Here is a 16,232-nt window from a genome sequence, read left to right as displayed (position 1 = left end):
GTTCAACCCTTCGGGAACCTCTCCCGACAGGGCGGGTTCCCTCTCTGGAGACCCGCAATGCAACAGCAACCTACCCTCGCTCTCAAGCAGATCACCGTCACCGTCAATCCGCGCAAGTATTTCGATCCCGCGCAGATGGAGGAACTGACGGCTTCGGTCCGCGAAAAAGGCGTTATTCAGCCGGTCATCGTTCGTACGCTCGCCGACGGCGGTTTCGCGCTCGTTGCTGGCGGCCGCAGATACAAGGCAGCCATGGCGGCGCACGGCGAACACTACGAGATCCCCGTCGTCGTGAAGGAGATCGATGAGGTCGAGGCAAAACAGCTTGCCATCATCGAAAACGTCCAGCGCGCCGATATGTCGCCTGCAGAAGAAGCGATCGCAGCAGCCGAGCAGGTCGGGCTGTGCAAAGGCGATCGCGACGAGGTCGCGCGCATCTTCGGATGGACGCGTACCACGCTCGATAAGCGACTCGCGCTCATGAACTGCAGCGCGGGCGTGCTGGAGGCGCTCACCACGCGGACGATCCTTCTTGGTCACGCGGAGCTCCTCGCCGCGCTTCCCAAGGAAACGCAGGACAAGCTGCTGCCTGTCATCGTCAAGGAAGGAAAGCCGGTCGCCGAAGTGAAGAAGACCATCGAACAGGTTGCCTGTTCGTTGGCGGCAGCGATCTTCGACAAGACCGATTGCGCTGGATGCCAGCACAACTCGTCCAATCAGGGCGAGATGTTCGGCGAGTCCATCAGTACGGGCAACTGTACGAACCGGACCTGCTTCAACGAGAAGACCGAGAAGCAGCTGGAGGCTGTTGCTACGGGCCTTCGCGATGATTATCCGGTTGTGCGCATCGTGCGCGCTGGCGACAACCACACCCGTATCCAGCTTGCTGTTGAGGGGCCGAAGGGTGTGGGCGAAGAGCAGGCCAAGGCTTGTCACGCGTGCCAGAACTACGGCGCGGCGGTGAGCGGTCTGCCCGATTCGACCGGCAAGGTCTACAAGGGCCAGTGCTTCGACACCGTCTGCAACATGAAGATGGTGGCAAAGCAGCTGCAAGCCGCGAAGGCCGCGGCGGCACCGAAGATCGATGCGAAGGCGGACGCGAAAGCGGGCGCGACGGCGAAGGCTCCGGCGAAAGCTGGCTCCGCCAAACCGTCTACGACCAGCAATCCGCCGGCGACGGTCGTTGCCGAGTCGGACCGGATCAAGACCTATCGCGTTGCATTGTGGCGTAAAGCCCTGCGCCGCGAGGTCGGTTCGAATCCGGCGCTTGCTCAGCGATATCTGCTGGCGATGGCGCTGGCCGGTCACTCACGCTGCGTGGATGATTCATCGCTGAAGGGCATCTGGGAAAAGCTGACCGACGAAAAGATCACCACGAACGATGTCGCAAAGACAGCGGAAGCGGTTGTGAGCGCGGATGACGAGAAGGTTGCGCATGCCCTGACGGGCATCGCCGTCTCCGCGATTCAGGGTCTGGATGTCCATCAGCTGACCGGTCTGTGCCGCCATCATCGTCTCGATCTCACCCGGCACTGGAAGCTCTGCAAGGAGTTTCTGGAACTGATCACGAAGTCGGAAATGATGGTGGTGGCCGACGAACTGGGCATCCGCGCCGCACTGGGCGAGGAGTTCAAGAAGGTGTTTGGCAAATCGAAGGCGGAAGTCATCGAGGCGCTGCTCGCCGTGAAGGACTTCGATTACACCGGCAAGATCCCGAAGATTCTGAAGTTCTAACCGCGCATCGCGCGCATCGACCGAAGCGGACCTGTTCCGCTTCTTCCTTTATCTGGACTGCCCTCGGGCGGTCTTTTTTTATTTCTGGAGTATCTATGTTTGTTGAACTGCAACCGCTGTTGAAGGCGTGCTCAACGCTGAAGCTGTCGATCAAGATGAAGGGCGATCAGATGGTGGTTTTCGTCATGCCGGAAGGTGAGACGAAAGAAACCGCCCTGCGTCAGCCCCTCGTCATGACGGCGAGCGCTGAGGAACTTGACGCTGGTTTTGCTGAGCATCTGGCGGCGTATAGCGGCGCGCATGCGTCGCTGGCCGAACAGGTGGCAGCAACCACGGCGATTCTCGGTGAAGCCCAGAAAGCGCAGGTCACGAAAGCGACCAAGGCGCTGGCGGGCAAGGGTGCGAGAGCATCGGCACCAGGGAAGTCGTCGGCGGGTTCAGGCGATGTGGGCGGCGACGATGAAGATGAATCGTCGTCCGACGAACCGGAAGCCTCGAACGATGAGGCTGCGGGCGTAGCTTCGGCACCGTCTGCTGCGCCGGCTGAGAACGGTACCGACCTTGCGTCCCTTTTCTGAGGAGCCGCCATGTCGATCACCGTCAACCAGCTTGCTCGCGAGTTCTCCTATAACGGCGTCGCATTGCCGGACCCCGGCCCGACGTTCTCGCCCGAAGAAGTTCGCGATCTCTACTCGGCGCAGTATCCCGAGTTGACGACCGCGTCCGTCGACGGGCCGGATATGTCGCGCGATATCGCAACCTACAAGTTCGTCCGTGCGGCGGGTGCCAAAGGTGCGTATGCGTAAGCAGACGCTGCTCAAGGCTCTTGCCGACCCGGTCAACGGGTTCAATCAGGAACCGCCCGAGAGGGCGGTTTTTTTATTCGACGATGAGGCTTCCCAATGCTGTTCGATCCTTCATTCGCTGATCGACACGTCGTTGCGGACGCGACCGCGTCCTGGCAACCGGCATGCGCTGCCGCTGCCCGACATCGATCTTCCCCTTGTGTTCTGACGCTGCCGGACATCTCTGCGGAGATCCCGGCAAAAGCAACACTTCGCTGGCGCTCGGACGCGTCGCTTGATGCGGTCGTGCTCGCGCAGTTTCGTCACGGTCCTCTGCACGCATCTGATGTGGCCGATCCGGCAAGCCCGATCGACGCGTTCCAGCAGGCATTTTTCGCGTGGGCGAGAAGGCAGTTGTCAGGACCGACGAAGATGATCTCGTTCGGACTGGACCTTTTCGACACGAACGCTGTGAACGATGTCATCCAGCACCAGTACGACCGGGAGGAGTTCAAACCCGACTCGCCGCTACATCTGGGCGTGAAGCTGACCGACGAGTGGATGCACGAGATAGGTGTGCTCGCTCAACCGCTCAGGGAAGCGCATCCGCTCCTGCTTTACACGCTGTTCAACCTCGTTGACCGGGTGTCGGGCAAGACGGTGCTTTTCCGTACGCCGGGGTGGTTCCTCTGTGAAGCGGCCTGCATGCACTGGGCAGGCGATGAGAGCGCGTCCGACGAGGATGCGCTCGAGTGGCTTCTGGAGATGTACGGCGACGAGGAGCAGTCGCGTCGCTATCTGCCCTCTGTCCTCAGGCCGGAGCTGTGTCCAGATGAGGTTCGCGTCCCAACGAAAATCGAGGGAAGGCGAGCCCGTCTGACGGCACTGGCCGAACGCGAACTGCTGGAGTTGCACGCCGTCTCGACGGACATGGTTGCAAACGTCTGCAGGGAGCTTGTTGCCCTGCATCGTCTGCTGCGGCGCGCAGGCAAGCATGAGCTTTTCATGGCCGGCTACGACGCAAGGCCGATTTATTCGGGTTGCACGCTGGTTCTTGAACACACGGAACGAACCGGCGAAATGCTCGACGACCACATCAACAACGAATACCAGGCTGGTGAGGCGTCGGAGTACAGCCGGTTCATTTCCTTTTCCAAAACACGTCAGGGTATCCGCGAGCAGTACGCGCAGTGGAGCCTTGCCTTACGCATGCTTCATCACCTCGATCGCCTTCTGGCTCTGGTGGTGAGCACATAGGAGCTTTCTCATGAAAAACGTTTCGATTGGCCAGACAGGTCACGATGTGGAGCTGTCGTCAGCGCTGTTGCTCTATACGGCTGCTGGCACCAGTGTTCACTACGCGACGGTTCACCCCATTACGGCAGAGCGTGGAACTGGGCGGCCCGTTATCGGCGCCGGGCGACCGCTGAACCGTCGATTTCTCATCGACACGCTGGTTAAGCTTGACCGGAACGCTGCACCCAAAGCGGATTTCCTTCCGTCGACGGTGCTGGGTGTCACGTCCGCTGCGGTCACCTGGTGGTGCCCGCCGACCGCCAGACGCGTGTTCTTCAGTTGCAGGGAGATAGGGGAGCGCAGCGCGGTTGTCCATCATCCGGGGCTGGTTTTTCAGGCCAGCGCTGAAGGATTCCGCGTCTTCGCTGTAAAGGGCGATTCACGGCCCGAACCTTCGACGCCGCTATTCGAACCGCCGTACTTCAACACGTGGAACGAAGGGCAGATCTGCATCGGCACGGCCAGAGTCCCGGGCCGTATCGAGGTATCTGCGATCGCTGGCTGGGAAGAAGGCTTCTTCAACTCGGCTTTCACCCATCCGAATCACGGTGGCAAGCGTGTCGAATACAAGAACGGCTTCTATGCGTTCTGGACCGACATGCTCGACGGCAAGTTTGCGTCGTTTCCGCTTGATGCTCTGGTGCCGATGAAGGGTATGACGGCAGGCAAGCTGGTAGCAGGAAAGAGCGGGGTGAAAGCATGAATCCGCTCGATCAGGTCCTCCAGCGCTCGTTCCCATCTGTGATGGTGCCAACGCGCGAAGCCGTCGCGCCGATGCCCGCATCGGGCGAACGGTTGCTGGTTGCGTCGAATGGCGTGTTCCTCGAAATCAACCGGCCGTGGATTCGTCTCGTTCGGTTGCTCGGTGAATTCGGCTGGCGCTCGCCTATACCTTACGGTGAGGCGAAAGTGGAAACGGAGGTCCGATGTGGCTCCGTGCCTGCTGAGCTGGTAGCAGGATTCGCGCGCATGGCGCGTGAGGCCCTGCCCAACGAAGTGGGTGCGTGGATCACGTGGAATGCGTCTTCGGGAGCGTTCCGCCTGGTGCCGCTTCCTTCGTTGTCTCACAGCCCCGACCACCTGAAGTACGAGCGTCCGCAGCTGGAAGCGGATGAATGGATGGTGGTGGACTGTCATTCGCACGGTCGAAGCAAGGCGTTTTTCTCGTCGACCGATGACCGCGACGATCAGCACGACGTGAAGCTTGCGCTCGTGCTTGGCCATTGCCATAGCGCGCCGTCTGTGGCGCTGCGGCTGTGTGTCAAGGGTCGGTTCGAGGTCCAGCGCGAAGTGCCTTCCCGCTGGCTCGCAGCGCTGTCTGCGGAGGTCGTATGAGCCGACGGACATTGCACGCAACACCCGCGCACATGCTGAGCGGGCCGTGGAGAGTTGTCGTGGTCGGCGCCGGCGGCACGGGCAGCGCCTTGCTGCCGTCGCTCGCACGGCTGCATCACGCGATGGTCGAGCTTGGTAATCCTGGCGGAATCGAATGCGTGGTGTACGACGACGATACGGTTTCCGAGTTCAACGTTGGCAGGCAAGGCTTCTATCCAAACGACGTCGGCCAGTACAAGGCGACGTTGCTGGTAAATCGCCTGAACCTGCTGATGGGAACGAACTGGGTTGCCGAGCCGCGGCGCGTCGATTCGCGCACCAACCTGCACGCGGACATCGTGATTGGCTGCGTTGATTCACGGCGTGCCCGTCACGCCATCGTGCAGGCTGCAAAGCGCGGAAACTGTCTGTACTACCTCGACTGCGGCAATGAGACAGATCGTGGCCAGGTGATTCTCGGCGAGTTCGGCAAGGCGCGGCATGACAGGCTGCCCCACGTAGGCGACCTATTCCCCGACCTGCTGAATCCGAAGAATGACAAGGGCGACGATACGCCGTCCTGTTCGATGGCGGACGCCCTGCGCAAGCAGTCGCTCGTCATTAACCAGGCCATCTCGGTGCAGGCGTTCAACCTGTTGTGGTCACTGTTTCGCAACGGCGGCCTCAATTTCTCGGCTGTGTTCGTGAACCTCGCAACGGGGCGAACGAATCCGGTTCCGATTGACCCAGCGGCGTGGGCGCGATTCGGCTATGACGCGCCAAAGCCGCCCATGAAAAAGACCAGAAGGCCTGCAAAGGCCAAGGTCTCCGACTGAAGCCCGCCCGTTTAAGGCGCGGCGCTATACCTCTCTGATGTCCCCGTTTCGGCGGGGCATCAGTCTCCATCTCTCAAACTGCAGGAGTCTCAATGACCCAACAGAAATTGTCGACCACGGTCGGCACGATGTTCATTCGCTGCGGCCAGTCCGCGGTCGCTGGAGCCGCTGTCTCGTATGCGGCTAACCACTACGCGGTGGTGCCGATGCTTCACTCGCTCGCGCAGGCGGCTCTGCATCACGAGGAGTTCGCCAGCGCAGGAGTCGGGGAGCGGCTACTCGCGGTGCTCGCCGTCGCCGCAGTGCTGTTTGCGGCGTCGATTGCGACGAAGCGACGTCGCAATGCGTTCCATGATGCGGTCGCATCGTGCGGCCGTCGGGTCGTGGGCTGGCTGATGGCCGGCGCCGCCGCGAAGGTGTGTTTCCTTTGCGGCGCGCTTGCCGGATTCGGCGGACGGGGTTGGTTTGCTGGCCTGCTGACCCTGGCGATGTACACGGGCATTTTCGTGTGCGTCAGAGGTCTGGTCGTGTTCGCACAGGTGCCTCCCCGTACCCGGTCGCATTGACCACGTGGCCGCCCTGGTGGTGTGGCGCCTCTTCTTTTCTTCCCTCAGCGGGCGCAGCCCGGTCGGGGCTGCTCCGCATTTCATATCGGAGCTTCAGATGGGTTCAACTGTATTGACGGGCAAGCAGGCAGCCGCGTTTCGGACGGCCGACGGCGAATGGATGTTCGCGCTGTTCGAGCGGACGTACGAAAAAAACTGCTATCCGCACGATGACCGCTGGTCGGCGATCGCATTCGGTCGCTATCGCGATGTGATGCGCCGGGTGTTCAGACACGCGACCTCCTGCGAGGGTGGCATGCTGCAAAGCCGCGCGGGCTACATCCGGCCCGAAAACTACATCGCGACGTGGCGATCGGTGCTGGCCAGACCGTTCCGTCTTCCGGACCGCACGATCCGCCTGGACGTGTCGAAGTCACACCGCGCGTCGCTTCCGGAAGGCTCGCTCGATGATGTGCGCAAAAGCCTGGCCGCGGCCGGTCTCGGTGACCGTGCCGAGGAGATCGTGAGCGGAAAAGCCGAAGTGTCGCTGGTCGCTGACGCTGCGCTTCTGGAAGTGATCTACGGCGAGAACGGGCCGCTAAGCGTCTGGCGTGTGCTCGAAGTAAATGACTGTTCAAGCGTCACTGTCGATGACGACGTGAAACTACCGAGCCGATCACCGTCTGCAATGGATAGCATGCCCGCGGTGAGGTGCTACAAGATCGACGACGAGCACAGGCTTGTCTCGCTCGATGGGAAGCCTTGGGAAAACGCTGGCTGGCAATATTCGGCGGTCGGTAGCTTCATCACCGACCTCGCATACGAGCGGGAAATGGATGCGCCGGGCTTTGCGAAGCGTGCTATCCCTGCTTATCGGGACGTGTTGCGCAACGCGGATCTGTTGCCGGCGCAAACCGTCATCGATGTCACGCGTTCGCCGGAGGGCGTCGAAGAGCATCGGGCGCGCGTCGCCGATGAACTCGCGGTATATCTCGGTCTAGCCGATACGGAAGGTCGGGCGCCCGCACGGTTCAGCTTCCGGTTCAGCGATGTGCCCTCCGAACCGCGTAGCTCAGCAATGTACAAGCTGTGCCTCCTTTGCAGCCTGCAGGTGAGCTGGTCGGTGCCGGACGTGAAGCTCGTTGATCCGGTTCCTACTGCTGAAGGCACCGACCTGACACAGTTCCTGCTCGAGCTGGTATAACACCGGCCCAAGTATTATCGACAAGCGCCGCCCCCGAAACTGGGGCGGCGCTTTTTCTTTTACGGGTATGCGATAACAGATCGGCAAATAGCGCCGGGTCAGCCTGCTTCAGGTATTTCACGCACGCGAAGAATCTCCGGCCAGTCGGCCATGACAGCCCCCTTCCGGTCGCTGACGCAGTACGGTACACCTTCGTGATTCGTTGGCCGGGCACCGAGTTGCTTGACGAACACGGAGACGTTTGCCGACCGACACTGCTGCACGATATCTTGTGCCCATTCGACAGCCATTGGCCGCGCCGCATAGCCGCTTTCTCCGCCGACGATCACCCAATCAATGAAATCGCGGGTCTCCGCGCCATGAATAGGGTCAGTGATGTGGCCTGCGCACGTGCCGCAATAACCTTGCGCGTATCTACTGCCCTGCACGAATCCTGTATCGCAACGTGGATATCCAGGCGAAAGAAAATCAGTGATGTTCACTGAACCGAGAAGCGGTTCCATGCTCAGGAATTTCACGCCTGCCGGTGTTCCCAGCAACTTCGGAATGTCGCGGTCAGCCTCATCCTGATTGACGATCGTCGCGCCGATCCAGACGCCTGGCCATGGTAGTTCGTCCCACGTGTTCAGCCCGTGCGACAGTTCGTTGATGACGTCGTTCAGCATGCCGCGCGCATTGCCGATTCGTTTCGTGAGCAGAAGCCAGTCGAGATTCGGCGTCTGCGCGATTAGCTGGAACAGTTCAAGCCGCCACGCCGGATCTACAGCGTTATCGAACACGTCGGCAAGCGACGCGCAGAACACGCGCTGTCGGCGTCCATGTTTCGCGAAAAACGCGTCGTGACGCTTATTCCAAATGTGCGGCTTCTCCCATGTGCTTTCGGCCGTACGGTGGCGCTGCTCCCCCGGCCCCCAGACAACATGCATCGCGCGCGACGGTGTGCTGACGGCGGCATAGCAGTGATCGCAGCCGGGGGAAACGCGCGTGCAACCAATCCACGGATTATCTAACGATGCGCATGTGTAGCGCATTGGCGGAGCGACTGCGAAATAAGACGCATCGAAATCTGTTGTCGTTGTTGAGTTGCGCATTGAAAGTGTGGACATACGCTATCTTTTGTTGCGCTTCAGCGGAGACACGGAGGATGACAAAGGCTGCTGGTTCAACTGCATTTGCAAGTCCGAGATCACCTGGTCTCGAACACGGATCAACTCCTCCAGTTCATGAATACTCGCGTCAAGGCGATAGTTTATTCGCGCAAGAGCGGCTACCTGGCCTTGGGCCTCTTCAACCAGCGTCCGATACTCCTTGAGCTTCGCCTCAGTCTCGGAGAGTGTCCTGCGCTGTTTCCGAGGCGTCGCCGCTGAATTGGTTTCAGCCTGCCGGATCGCATCGAGAATCGGACGGTGGAAGCGATAGAGCGTTGCCCGGTCAACGCCAGCCTCCTTAGCGACGTTCGACGCCGTCAGCCGGGAGCCAGCAGGAAGTGCCTGGGGTGTGCCGGCGACGAGCCGTTTCATCGCCTGATCAAGGCGCTTCCGCGTTTCCTTGGTAGAGGTCTCTTTTTGGGCAGACAAGGCTTCGCGGGCAGCGGACGATATTTTTCTCATGTGGACTCTCCATCCAACCGCTGGAGAACCTTCTCGGCTTTGACCAATATCTGCTGTGCGCGAGCCTTACCGCTTTCGCCAAGGTCGCCGATCGCCATCGCCTCAAGCTGCTGATCTCGAATGCCTTCCCAGACTGGGCGATGCTCCTGACCGATGATGCCGTGGTTGCAGTCGACGCACATCTGCGCCTCGAAGACGCACAGCCCCCCGCAGCCAACCCCTTTGGCATTACCGACGCACCAAGAGTGGCCTGTACCGTTCAGGGTAATCGTGCCCGCGTATTCCGCGATCAATTGCTCTTTGTTCTCGGCTGTGCGAACGGTGCTGCGCCAACTCTCAAGCCAGTGAGCGCCGTTAGCGATAGGAGCGTCCGAATCGAGGTAGGAAGCCATCACCTCTGTTTGACGAACGCGCTTTTCGGCAGTCACCATCTCCAGCAGCTCGGTGTCGGCCTGGTACTCATCGGGCGCTCCGTCGGCATAGAGCGCGGTCATGTCCAAGCTCCAGTGACCAAAGTGATGCTGAAGCGTAAGCAGGTCGCCTAGCTCCGCTTTGGCGATGAAGCGAGCGTAGGTCCGCCGAAATTGGTGCGACGAAAGCGGATAAAACTGACCATCGACACCGCGAATGTTGAGTGACGCACAAAATTCTTTCAGATTTCGGTTGATCGTCTGTCCGGCCAATGTGCGAACGCCGCCTGATGACTGCTTGCAGAGGAACAGCGTTCGCTTCTGCGCCTGAATCTCATCAAGCCGCCGACGCACGCGTTGGCCTGAGGCCGGCACCGTTATCGCGCCAGCTTGGGCCAGAAGGATCTTTTCCTCGTTATACAGAGCGTTCCTAAGCGGCGAGGTAAGACGCGTCAATATGGCGACCGCCTCTCCAACGACGGCAGGTACCATCCACTTCTTGGCCCGGAGGCCAGTCTTATAAATCGTCCCGTGCAGCCATAAAACGTCGATCGTCCCGTCCATGCTCTTCGAGGATGACAGGCAGTCTTCCTCCAGAGACATCATCTCCGAGTCGCGTAGCCCGGAGAACATATCGATGCAGATGTAGCAGGCAGTCCTCAACTGTCCAACCTCCTCGCTTACGTGGCCCACATTGTTGAATCCGTGTGCTTTTGCCACAGATGCCAAATAGCGGTGCAAAGTTCCACCGGACCGGCCGCCGTTGTCAATACGAGCTTCGGCAAGTGCATCGCGAGCGGCCAAAATGGCAGAACCTTTGACGCGCACGTACTGGAGCGCAGCCTCGGCGATCAGTCGAGCAATGTCATCAGGAATGAATTCTGTTGTAGGGAGTCGGTGAGCATGGGTACGCCGCTCTCCTGCAATCGACAGCGCACTATCATCAGGCCACGGATGTACGTGCAGGGCATCGGCAAGCTTGTCACGCTGTAAATACAACTCCTCCAAAATGAATAGTTTGGTCGTTACGGTATGCGGAACAGACGGCGACCCATCAATGTTCAGTTTGGCGACGGGAACATATTGAAGGGTATGCCCGGCAAGATCTTCAAACCGCCGAATACCCATTGAGCACATCCAGCGCAGCAATGGAACGAGACTGGCCGTCTTCTCGCACAGGGTAAGGAGCGAAGGCCGTTTGCGGCCATCGACCGGATCGGCGAAAAGAGACCAGATATATGCCTTGCTCGACTCAAGAAGGACTCGGTTTTGTGGGTCGGTGAGACGCGACCCATCGGGAAGTTTGATGGCCCAATTTATGCGCTTGGAAGCGCGGCCGATGTTGTGTTGCGGAATGAACGGGTAAAAATCCCAGCTCACATCGCCGTATCTACTGATGACGTTAAATGCACCGTTCTCCGCGGCAGTTGCCGAAACGGGCATCGCGTCAAGGTTTGCTGCCTCAACAGATCTGGCCAGCCGAATGTCAATGATCACGGCGCTCATACAGCGGACCCTCGCCACGTGGGATGAGGGCTTGCCTGCGCTCGGCGGCGAGCCTCCTCGACGATCACCAGTGGAAACTGTGTGGCGATGTCAGTATCGATACGCCGGACAATCGGAGCATAGGTTTTTGCCCAATGCATGGCATTGATCTTGGGTCGCTCGGCGAGCAATCGATAGTAGAAGCTGAAAAGCCGCCAGAGGTCGTCCTCGAAAACGACCATGTTCGGGCAACGAAAGCAGGTGAAGAATTTTTTGCAGACAGAATCGTCATCCCTAAACGGATTACGACATCGGGCTACACCGGTGTTGTAGCCTCCCGTCAGAAGATTTTTGATATCGGATACAGGAATCAGTCCGTCTGCCGCGATCAGGACTTTGCCCGACACATCTTGTCGGGTGAACCCGCCAACCATGCTATCGAGAACAAAGGCATGATCGCGCTCGGCTTCGATCGGCATATCAACGTAGTGGCGAGCAGTTGTGGAGACGCTCGCATGCCCAAGCGCTCGCTGCACGCGACGGATGTCTCGGGTCCGACGGTATAGTTCAGTGGCAAAGGTCGGGCGTAAGCGAGCGACCCACACTTGCAAGGGGCGGCCTCGGTCATCCGTTAAATTGTGACGCGCCATGAATACCTTGATGGCATTCTTCGCGTCACGCGGCGTTAGTCGGAAAACCCGGCCTTTCCGCTCGTTCAGCAAGCCTCTTCGCAAAAACACGTATTCCTGGTCGTTAGGGTCTGCTTCCGAGACAAGCGGAGACGTAAATTGGCAAAGAAACCGGAAGTGTTCGCCGATCGTCGCCGGGATTGTCTGCATGTTCGATGCGATTGCTGGGTCGGAGGCTGTGCGGATAGATGTGCTGAGCACTGAGTAGCCGCGACGCTTCGAAGTAACCAGCAATTCCCTGTCTGGAAGCGGATGGGCGCGAAGACTGTCGCGCGTGAGTTCGAGCAACGGTTGCTGATTGATTCCGGTCGCCAAGCCCAGTAGCAGCAGATGAACGACCAGACCCTGAAGGTCCGAGAGGGGGGCTCCGATCCCCTCGTGGATCGAGCGGAGATCTTGGTTCAGCGCACCAAGAAGGCGTCGTTGCTCGTTGTCCGAGTAGGGTTGGCGTTTCGTTGCCTGTTGGTTCGCGTTTGGGAAAGGATTGCGCGGGAACGTCAGTTGATCACTCACCTCGTCGGGCACACGCTTCTGTCTCGCAACGAGAAGCGACTTGAGCGCTTTATACGCAGTACGGCGAGTCCCGATCGACCACGGCTGTCCATGGTTCTGCGTTGTGACAATAATTTGCCGCTCCATCCACGCCAGAAACCTCTCGATCACTGAACGCGTAATTTGAGCGAGCGAGGTAATGTGCTCGCCTTGACCTGACAGTTCATCGAGAAACAGCCAAAAGCGGGCTAGAAACCGAACATAGGATGCCAAGGTAACGGCCTCCAGTTCACTCCGCAGACTCCAAACGGCATCGCGCATGTGAGCCGCGAGATTCTCCCGTCCGGCCACGCGCAACGCGTTGAAATTGAATTTCTGCGGGCCGTGGTGAGGGCACAGGAGCGTAAATGACCAGTCTGGCGCAAGGTTTATCACCGTGCCGCCATGCGACTGGACGGAGACCGGCTTACGATCGATTTTTTGACGACGGATTGCCATGCGCGAGAGCCCGACAGATATCGAGGTGGTAGCCGTCAACGTCGTCGTGAGCGACGAGGTCTGCGGCGTGAACGTAAATTTCAGTCGTTGTGATTGAGCTGTGGCCCATCCTGTCGCGTACCCACAGCAAGGCCTGACTCGGTGTCTTTTCTCGCCCCATCCGTATCAGCTCGTATGTTCCGAAGGTGTGCCGGAGCATATGTGGCGTACACCAGATGCCGCTCTTTTGGCTAACACGTCTGAAGGCATTGTTGAGTCCATTTACGGAAAGCGGGTCTCCGGATTCCGCAAGGAATAGAAGCGTGGGTTCCTCACCGAACTTGGCCCTGTACTTCACGCTCAGCTTCGGCCACCCGAACGTGAAATACTCGTACAAGGCAATTGCCAGATCGTACGGGAGCATGACAATCCGCTCCTTTGCTCCCTTGGTCGGGGTCAGGGACGGGTCAAGTCGCATCGGTACTTGCTTCTGCGGGTCTCGCCCAGCCGGATTTGGCAGAACACGATAATTCAGGCCGACAACTTCTTCGCGACGCATGCCGGTTAGCAAGGCGAGGTATCCCATCAAACGCAGGCGATACGGGGTTAGCGCATCCAGAAACCGGATTGCCTGGTTCAGGTGGAGAAATTTCGGTACCGCCTTGTGGGTCTGAACAGTCAGTGCATTGGCGTCGAATCGACTTCCGGACCCGTCGACATGGGCAAGAAAACCGTGCGGTTTCGCGACCCATACATCCGTCCGGTCAAACGGGACGGAGTGCGTCATCCCATTGGACTTGGACCACACGTAAAATACATCGACGGTCCGCAACCGCTGGTTCACCGTGCTTCGGGCGCAACCGCGCTCAAGCATGCCATCGCGCCACGCAGCGATTTGACTTTGATTCGCGCGATCCCAGGCGAGACCACTCGCTTCGAGGAACGCAAAGAATTCGTAGAGGGCAGCACCGTACGTGCGCCACGTGTTCTCAGCTCTGGTACGCCCTTTGATCGTGGAAAGATACCGGAGGTACCGGTTCGGCGCATCGACCAACTCCATCTCGCCGTCACAGAGAAAAGGAACTCCCGGTCGCGGATGCCCCGCCACAACAAACTGCGAATCGGTAAAAAACAGCCTCATGCCGCGATCTTCTCCGGCGCCGGGTAGGCATCCCAGGTTCGGCCCAGAAGCCAATGGGGCGCGTGGGGAGCAGACGGTATTCGGAGCACCAACTTCAAATCTCCTTTTCCATTGGTTAGTGGTGCATCAGCCTGTGGATTTGTGGACTTCCTCCTTCGGAGGACCGGCTGCTTCCTATGGACGGCTCGTGGACAACCCTTCAGGTTGCCCACAACCCGCCCACAGTCTCCAGCCTAGCCCACAAGCTCCACAGGCTCCGAGCTACGAGGAAGAAAGATTGCCAATACAACCACCCCGGCGAACTATAGCTGTCCCTAATACAATGCGCAACAAACAAGGGTCACATATCAGGGATTGAACGTGTGGTCGGTCCATTGGATTTTGCTGTTCTCGCTCATGTAGCCACCCTTTTTTCGATCAGTTCGACTCGGCGCTCTGGAGGCCGATATTGCGGAACGCGGTCGCGGCATACACCTAAAACTCGTCGGTGCGGCACCTGCCAGTCTCGGGAGGCGCCCCCAAATTGCAACGTCTCTCGTGCTTACCAGTATCGACCGCGCCGATGGCGCACATAAAGCGCAAGGGCGATCAATACTACGAGGATGACTTCGACGGCCTATTTCAGCCACACGCTATTGATGAACGGATCGTCCATCGGACGAAAGTAGGTGTCCGTGTCCCGCCCGCCGTTGGCGATGCTGTCGAGAACGGGCCAAAGCGCTGGCCACGCGATCGCGGCAAAGCCTGCGAGAAGCGCAGGTCCAAAGTCCTCGAGAAAGCGCCACGCAGCAACCGCGATGACAGCAGCGAACGTGATCGGGAAGGCCGCAGTGCACACCGATGAAAAGCTGGCGCCGATTGCGCGCGAGAGCGCGAGCAAAACTGCGAGCGCGGCCAATACGACAAAACCGATGACGGCTGCCGTTCCATCGTTTCGATTACTCATGAAGCTATTCCTCGTGGGGTTGTGAAAGGAGTGGGTTAGAAGCGGCCAGCCAGCACCGCTCGGGTTTTAGAATGCGAATTCGGCCTGATGCGGTGCGACTGGGACCAGTGCAGGGCTGTCCCGCGTCGCATCCGAAACCGGGCGTGCGGCGAGAAGGGCGTCGTAGCGCGCGAGCACAGAAGCGGCCGTCGTGTGGTCGACGTCGATGCCCAGCAGCTTCGCAACGCGCGAACGAACGCTGGCGATTAGCGCGGCTTCTTCCACAGTTGGCCGCGTGGTCGGCCAGCCAGCCGTGTAAAGCAGATGTGCGGGTATCTCGGCTTCGATTGCCTGACGCTTGGCGGCCGCGAGCTTGGCGCGCTCGACGTCCGCTTTCAACGAAGGGGAAAGAAGGTCTGGTGCGACGTCAGCGAGCCAGCGTTGCCCTTGAAACGCGAAGGTCGAAGCAACCTCCATCGCAACCATTTCCCGGTACAGGTCGTGGTTATCTGCGCATCCAGTAGCGGCGCGCAGGTCGTCGAGCGAACTCATGATGCAGAATGCGCACGAGACGCGCGACGCGCCATATCGCGTGTAGGCCTCGTGCAGGGCCAGTCCAGCATCCGCGATCTCCGCAAAGACATCCTCTACCGGCCATTCGATAATGGCGTTCCACGTCACGCCACGATGATTGCGGCGGGTCAGCGCGGCGAGGGGCGCTGCGACCGGCATCTTGCTGCGTGCCGAACTTTCCTGACGGCGAACGCCCGTCACGTTCACGATGTCATGCTGCGGGTAGCGTTTTTTCAGCGCGCTCGTGATCACCGCCGTCTTCAGTTCGGACGTGCAGAACCGCATGGACGGGGTGCTCCATGGCAGGATCAGTCGAACGCACGACAGTTCTCTGTAACGCATGACGTTGTTCTCCCATCGCTTTTGCCACCGCGCGAGCATGTCGCCGGCTTGACGGCGTACTGTCAGCAGTTCCCAGCCGAGATGCGCTGCAAGCCGTTCGCACGTCGGCGCGCTGTCTTTCCATTCGACGCGGCCCAGGTCCGCGTGAACCAGCACTCGTGGGCCGGTATGACCGATCAGGTCGAGGTGACGTGCGACAGCGAGTGCACAGGCCACACTGTCCTTTCCGCCACTGACGCCGATCGCTACGACGGCGTCAGCATCAAGAAGGGCATCCACTTCCGGGGTGCTGGTCACGAAGCGGCCGACGCGCACGACGTTGTGGTCGATGCGCTGGCGAAGTGCCGAGAGGTCGATGATCTGAAGGGACATGG

Annotated in this window: 16 protein-coding genes; 9 read left to right on the top strand and 7 right to left on the bottom strand. The window is 59.6% G+C overall.

All coding sequences use genetic code 11. The features are described 5' to 3' along the window. The first annotated feature begins 57 nt into the window (after window positions 1–57). From QEN71_RS43910 to QEN71_RS43870, 9 genes are all read left to right on the top strand, one after another. Entirely contained in the window at window positions 58–1,734 is a 1,677-nt protein-coding gene (locus tag QEN71_RS43910; protein WP_201657873.1) for a PRTRC system ParB family protein, read from the top strand. 95 nt (window positions 1,735–1,829) lie between these two features. Continuing rightward, the gene (locus QEN71_RS43905) at window positions 1,830–2,312 is read left to right on the top strand and encodes a PRTRC system protein E (RefSeq protein WP_201657669.1); all 483 of its coding nucleotides are present in this window, start codon (window positions 1,830–1,832) and stop codon (window positions 2,310–2,312) included. Between the two features lie 9 nt (window positions 2,313–2,321). Then, window positions 2,322–2,540, top strand: a complete 219-nt coding sequence (locus tag QEN71_RS43900; RefSeq protein ID WP_201657671.1) for a PRTRC system protein C — start codon at window positions 2,322–2,324, stop codon at window positions 2,538–2,540. A gap of 96 nt (window positions 2,541–2,636) precedes the next feature. After that, window positions 2,637–3,776: a PRTRC system protein F gene (locus QEN71_RS43895; RefSeq protein WP_201657673.1), complete on the top strand. Its 1,140-nt coding sequence runs from the start codon at window positions 2,637–2,639 to the stop codon at window positions 3,774–3,776. A 10-nt stretch (window positions 3,777–3,786) separates the two neighbouring features. Further along, a complete protein-coding gene (locus tag QEN71_RS43890) occupies window positions 3,787–4,518 on the top strand; it encodes a PRTRC system protein B (RefSeq protein WP_201657675.1) in 732 nt (243 codons plus the stop codon). Beyond that, complete coding sequence (locus tag QEN71_RS43885) at window positions 4,515–5,150, top strand: PRTRC system protein A (protein ID WP_201657677.1); 636 nt, start codon at window positions 4,515–4,517, stop codon at window positions 5,148–5,150. Before QEN71_RS43890 ends, QEN71_RS43885 begins: the two co-directional genes overlap by 4 nt. After that, on the top strand, window positions 5,147–5,965 hold the full coding sequence (locus QEN71_RS43880; RefSeq protein WP_201657679.1) for a PRTRC system ThiF family protein: 819 nt from the start codon (window positions 5,147–5,149) through the stop codon (window positions 5,963–5,965). The genes QEN71_RS43885 and QEN71_RS43880 overlap by 4 nt, the downstream gene beginning before the upstream one ends. Before the next feature lie 92 nt (window positions 5,966–6,057). Continuing rightward, window positions 6,058–6,531: a hypothetical protein gene (locus QEN71_RS43875; protein ID WP_201657681.1), complete on the top strand. Its 474-nt coding sequence runs from the start codon at window positions 6,058–6,060 to the stop codon at window positions 6,529–6,531. 4 nt (window positions 6,532–6,535) lie between these two features. Then, window positions 6,536–7,714 (top strand): hypothetical protein, encoded by a 1,179-nt coding sequence (locus tag QEN71_RS43870; RefSeq protein ID WP_201657683.1) that lies wholly within the window; start codon window positions 6,536–6,538, stop codon window positions 7,712–7,714. Window positions 7,715–7,812: 98 nt separating this feature from the next. On the opposite strand, the gene QEN71_RS43865 is transcribed toward QEN71_RS43870, so the two are convergent. The 7 genes from QEN71_RS43865 to QEN71_RS43835 all read right to left on the bottom strand — a co-directional run bounded on the left by QEN71_RS43865 (window position 7,813) and on the right by QEN71_RS43835 (window position 16,230). Next, entirely contained in the window at window positions 7,813–8,820 is a 1,008-nt protein-coding gene (locus QEN71_RS43865) for a DUF5131 family protein (RefSeq protein WP_233472048.1), read from the bottom strand. A 3-nt stretch (window positions 8,821–8,823) separates the two neighbouring features. Then, a complete protein-coding gene (locus QEN71_RS43860; protein WP_201657685.1) occupies window positions 8,824–9,324 on the bottom strand; it encodes a TetR family transcriptional regulator in 501 nt (166 codons plus the stop codon). Further along, the gene (locus QEN71_RS43855) at window positions 9,321–11,240 is read right to left on the bottom strand and encodes a tyrosine-type recombinase/integrase (RefSeq protein ID WP_233472049.1); all 1,920 of its coding nucleotides are present in this window, start codon (window positions 11,238–11,240) and stop codon (window positions 9,321–9,323) included. Before QEN71_RS43855 ends, QEN71_RS43860 begins: the two co-directional genes overlap by 4 nt. Next, window positions 11,237–12,898, bottom strand: a complete 1,662-nt coding sequence (locus QEN71_RS43850) for a tyrosine-type recombinase/integrase (protein WP_201657687.1) — start codon at window positions 12,896–12,898, stop codon at window positions 11,237–11,239. Before QEN71_RS43850 ends, QEN71_RS43855 begins: the two co-directional genes overlap by 4 nt. Beyond that, window positions 12,867–14,018: a tyrosine-type recombinase/integrase gene (locus QEN71_RS43845; protein WP_201657689.1), complete on the bottom strand. Its 1,152-nt coding sequence runs from the start codon at window positions 14,016–14,018 to the stop codon at window positions 12,867–12,869. Before QEN71_RS43845 ends, QEN71_RS43850 begins: the two co-directional genes overlap by 32 nt. Before the next feature lie 616 nt (window positions 14,019–14,634). Further along, on the bottom strand, window positions 14,635–14,964 hold the full coding sequence (locus QEN71_RS43840) for a hypothetical protein (protein ID WP_201657691.1): 330 nt from the start codon (window positions 14,962–14,964) through the stop codon (window positions 14,635–14,637). A gap of 66 nt (window positions 14,965–15,030) precedes the next feature. After that, complete coding sequence (locus QEN71_RS43835; protein ID WP_201657693.1) at window positions 15,031–16,230, bottom strand: phosphoadenosine phosphosulfate reductase domain-containing protein; 1,200 nt, start codon at window positions 16,228–16,230, stop codon at window positions 15,031–15,033. Between the last annotated feature and the right edge of the window lie 2 nt (window positions 16,231–16,232).

Origin of the sequence: Paraburkholderia sabiae, from assembly GCF_030412785.1 — a bacterium.
In the GTDB taxonomy this organism is placed as follows: Bacteria; Pseudomonadota; Gammaproteobacteria; order Burkholderiales; family Burkholderiaceae; genus Paraburkholderia; species Paraburkholderia sabiae.
Note: the sequence above shows the minus strand (reverse complement) of the source record. Positions and strands in the feature narration are given on the sequence as shown.

Bases quoted from the DNA above. Each gene is read 5' to 3' on its own strand.
- QEN71_RS43910 (WP_201657873.1), top strand. From the start codon at position 58: ATGCAACAGCAACCTACCCTCGCTCTCAAGCAGATCACCGTCACCGTC.
- QEN71_RS43905 (WP_201657669.1), top strand. From the start codon at position 1,830: ATGTTTGTTGAACTGCAACCGCTGTTGAAGGCGTGCTCAACGCTGAAG.
- QEN71_RS43900 (WP_201657671.1), top strand. From the start codon at position 2,322: ATGTCGATCACCGTCAACCAGCTTGCTCGCGAGTTCTCCTATAACGGC.
- QEN71_RS43895 (WP_201657673.1), top strand. From the start codon at position 2,637: ATGCTGTTCGATCCTTCATTCGCTGATCGACACGTCGTTGCGGACGCG.
- QEN71_RS43890 (WP_201657675.1), top strand. From the start codon at position 3,787: ATGAAAAACGTTTCGATTGGCCAGACAGGTCACGATGTGGAGCTGTCG.
- QEN71_RS43885 (WP_201657677.1), top strand. From the start codon at position 4,515: ATGAATCCGCTCGATCAGGTCCTCCAGCGCTCGTTCCCATCTGTGATG.
- QEN71_RS43880 (WP_201657679.1), top strand. From the start codon at position 5,147: ATGAGCCGACGGACATTGCACGCAACACCCGCGCACATGCTGAGCGGG.
- QEN71_RS43875 (WP_201657681.1), top strand. From the start codon at position 6,058: ATGACCCAACAGAAATTGTCGACCACGGTCGGCACGATGTTCATTCGC.
- QEN71_RS43865 (WP_233472048.1), bottom strand. From the start codon at position 8,820: ATGTCCACACTTTCAATGCGCAACTCAACAACGACAACAGATTTCGAT.
- QEN71_RS43860 (WP_201657685.1), bottom strand. From the start codon at position 9,324: ATGAGAAAAATATCGTCCGCTGCCCGCGAAGCCTTGTCTGCCCAAAAA.
- QEN71_RS43855 (WP_233472049.1), bottom strand. From the start codon at position 11,240: ATGAGCGCCGTGATCATTGACATTCGGCTGGCCAGATCTGTTGAGGCA.
- QEN71_RS43850 (WP_201657687.1), bottom strand. From the start codon at position 12,898: ATGGCAATCCGTCGTCAAAAAATCGATCGTAAGCCGGTCTCCGTCCAG.
- QEN71_RS43845 (WP_201657689.1), bottom strand. From the start codon at position 14,018: ATGAGGCTGTTTTTTACCGATTCGCAGTTTGTTGTGGCGGGGCATCCG.
- QEN71_RS43840 (WP_201657691.1), bottom strand. From the start codon at position 14,964: ATGAGTAATCGAAACGATGGAACGGCAGCCGTCATCGGTTTTGTCGTA.
- QEN71_RS43835 (WP_201657693.1), bottom strand. From the start codon at position 16,230: ATGTCCCTTCAGATCATCGACCTCTCGGCACTTCGCCAGCGCATCGAC.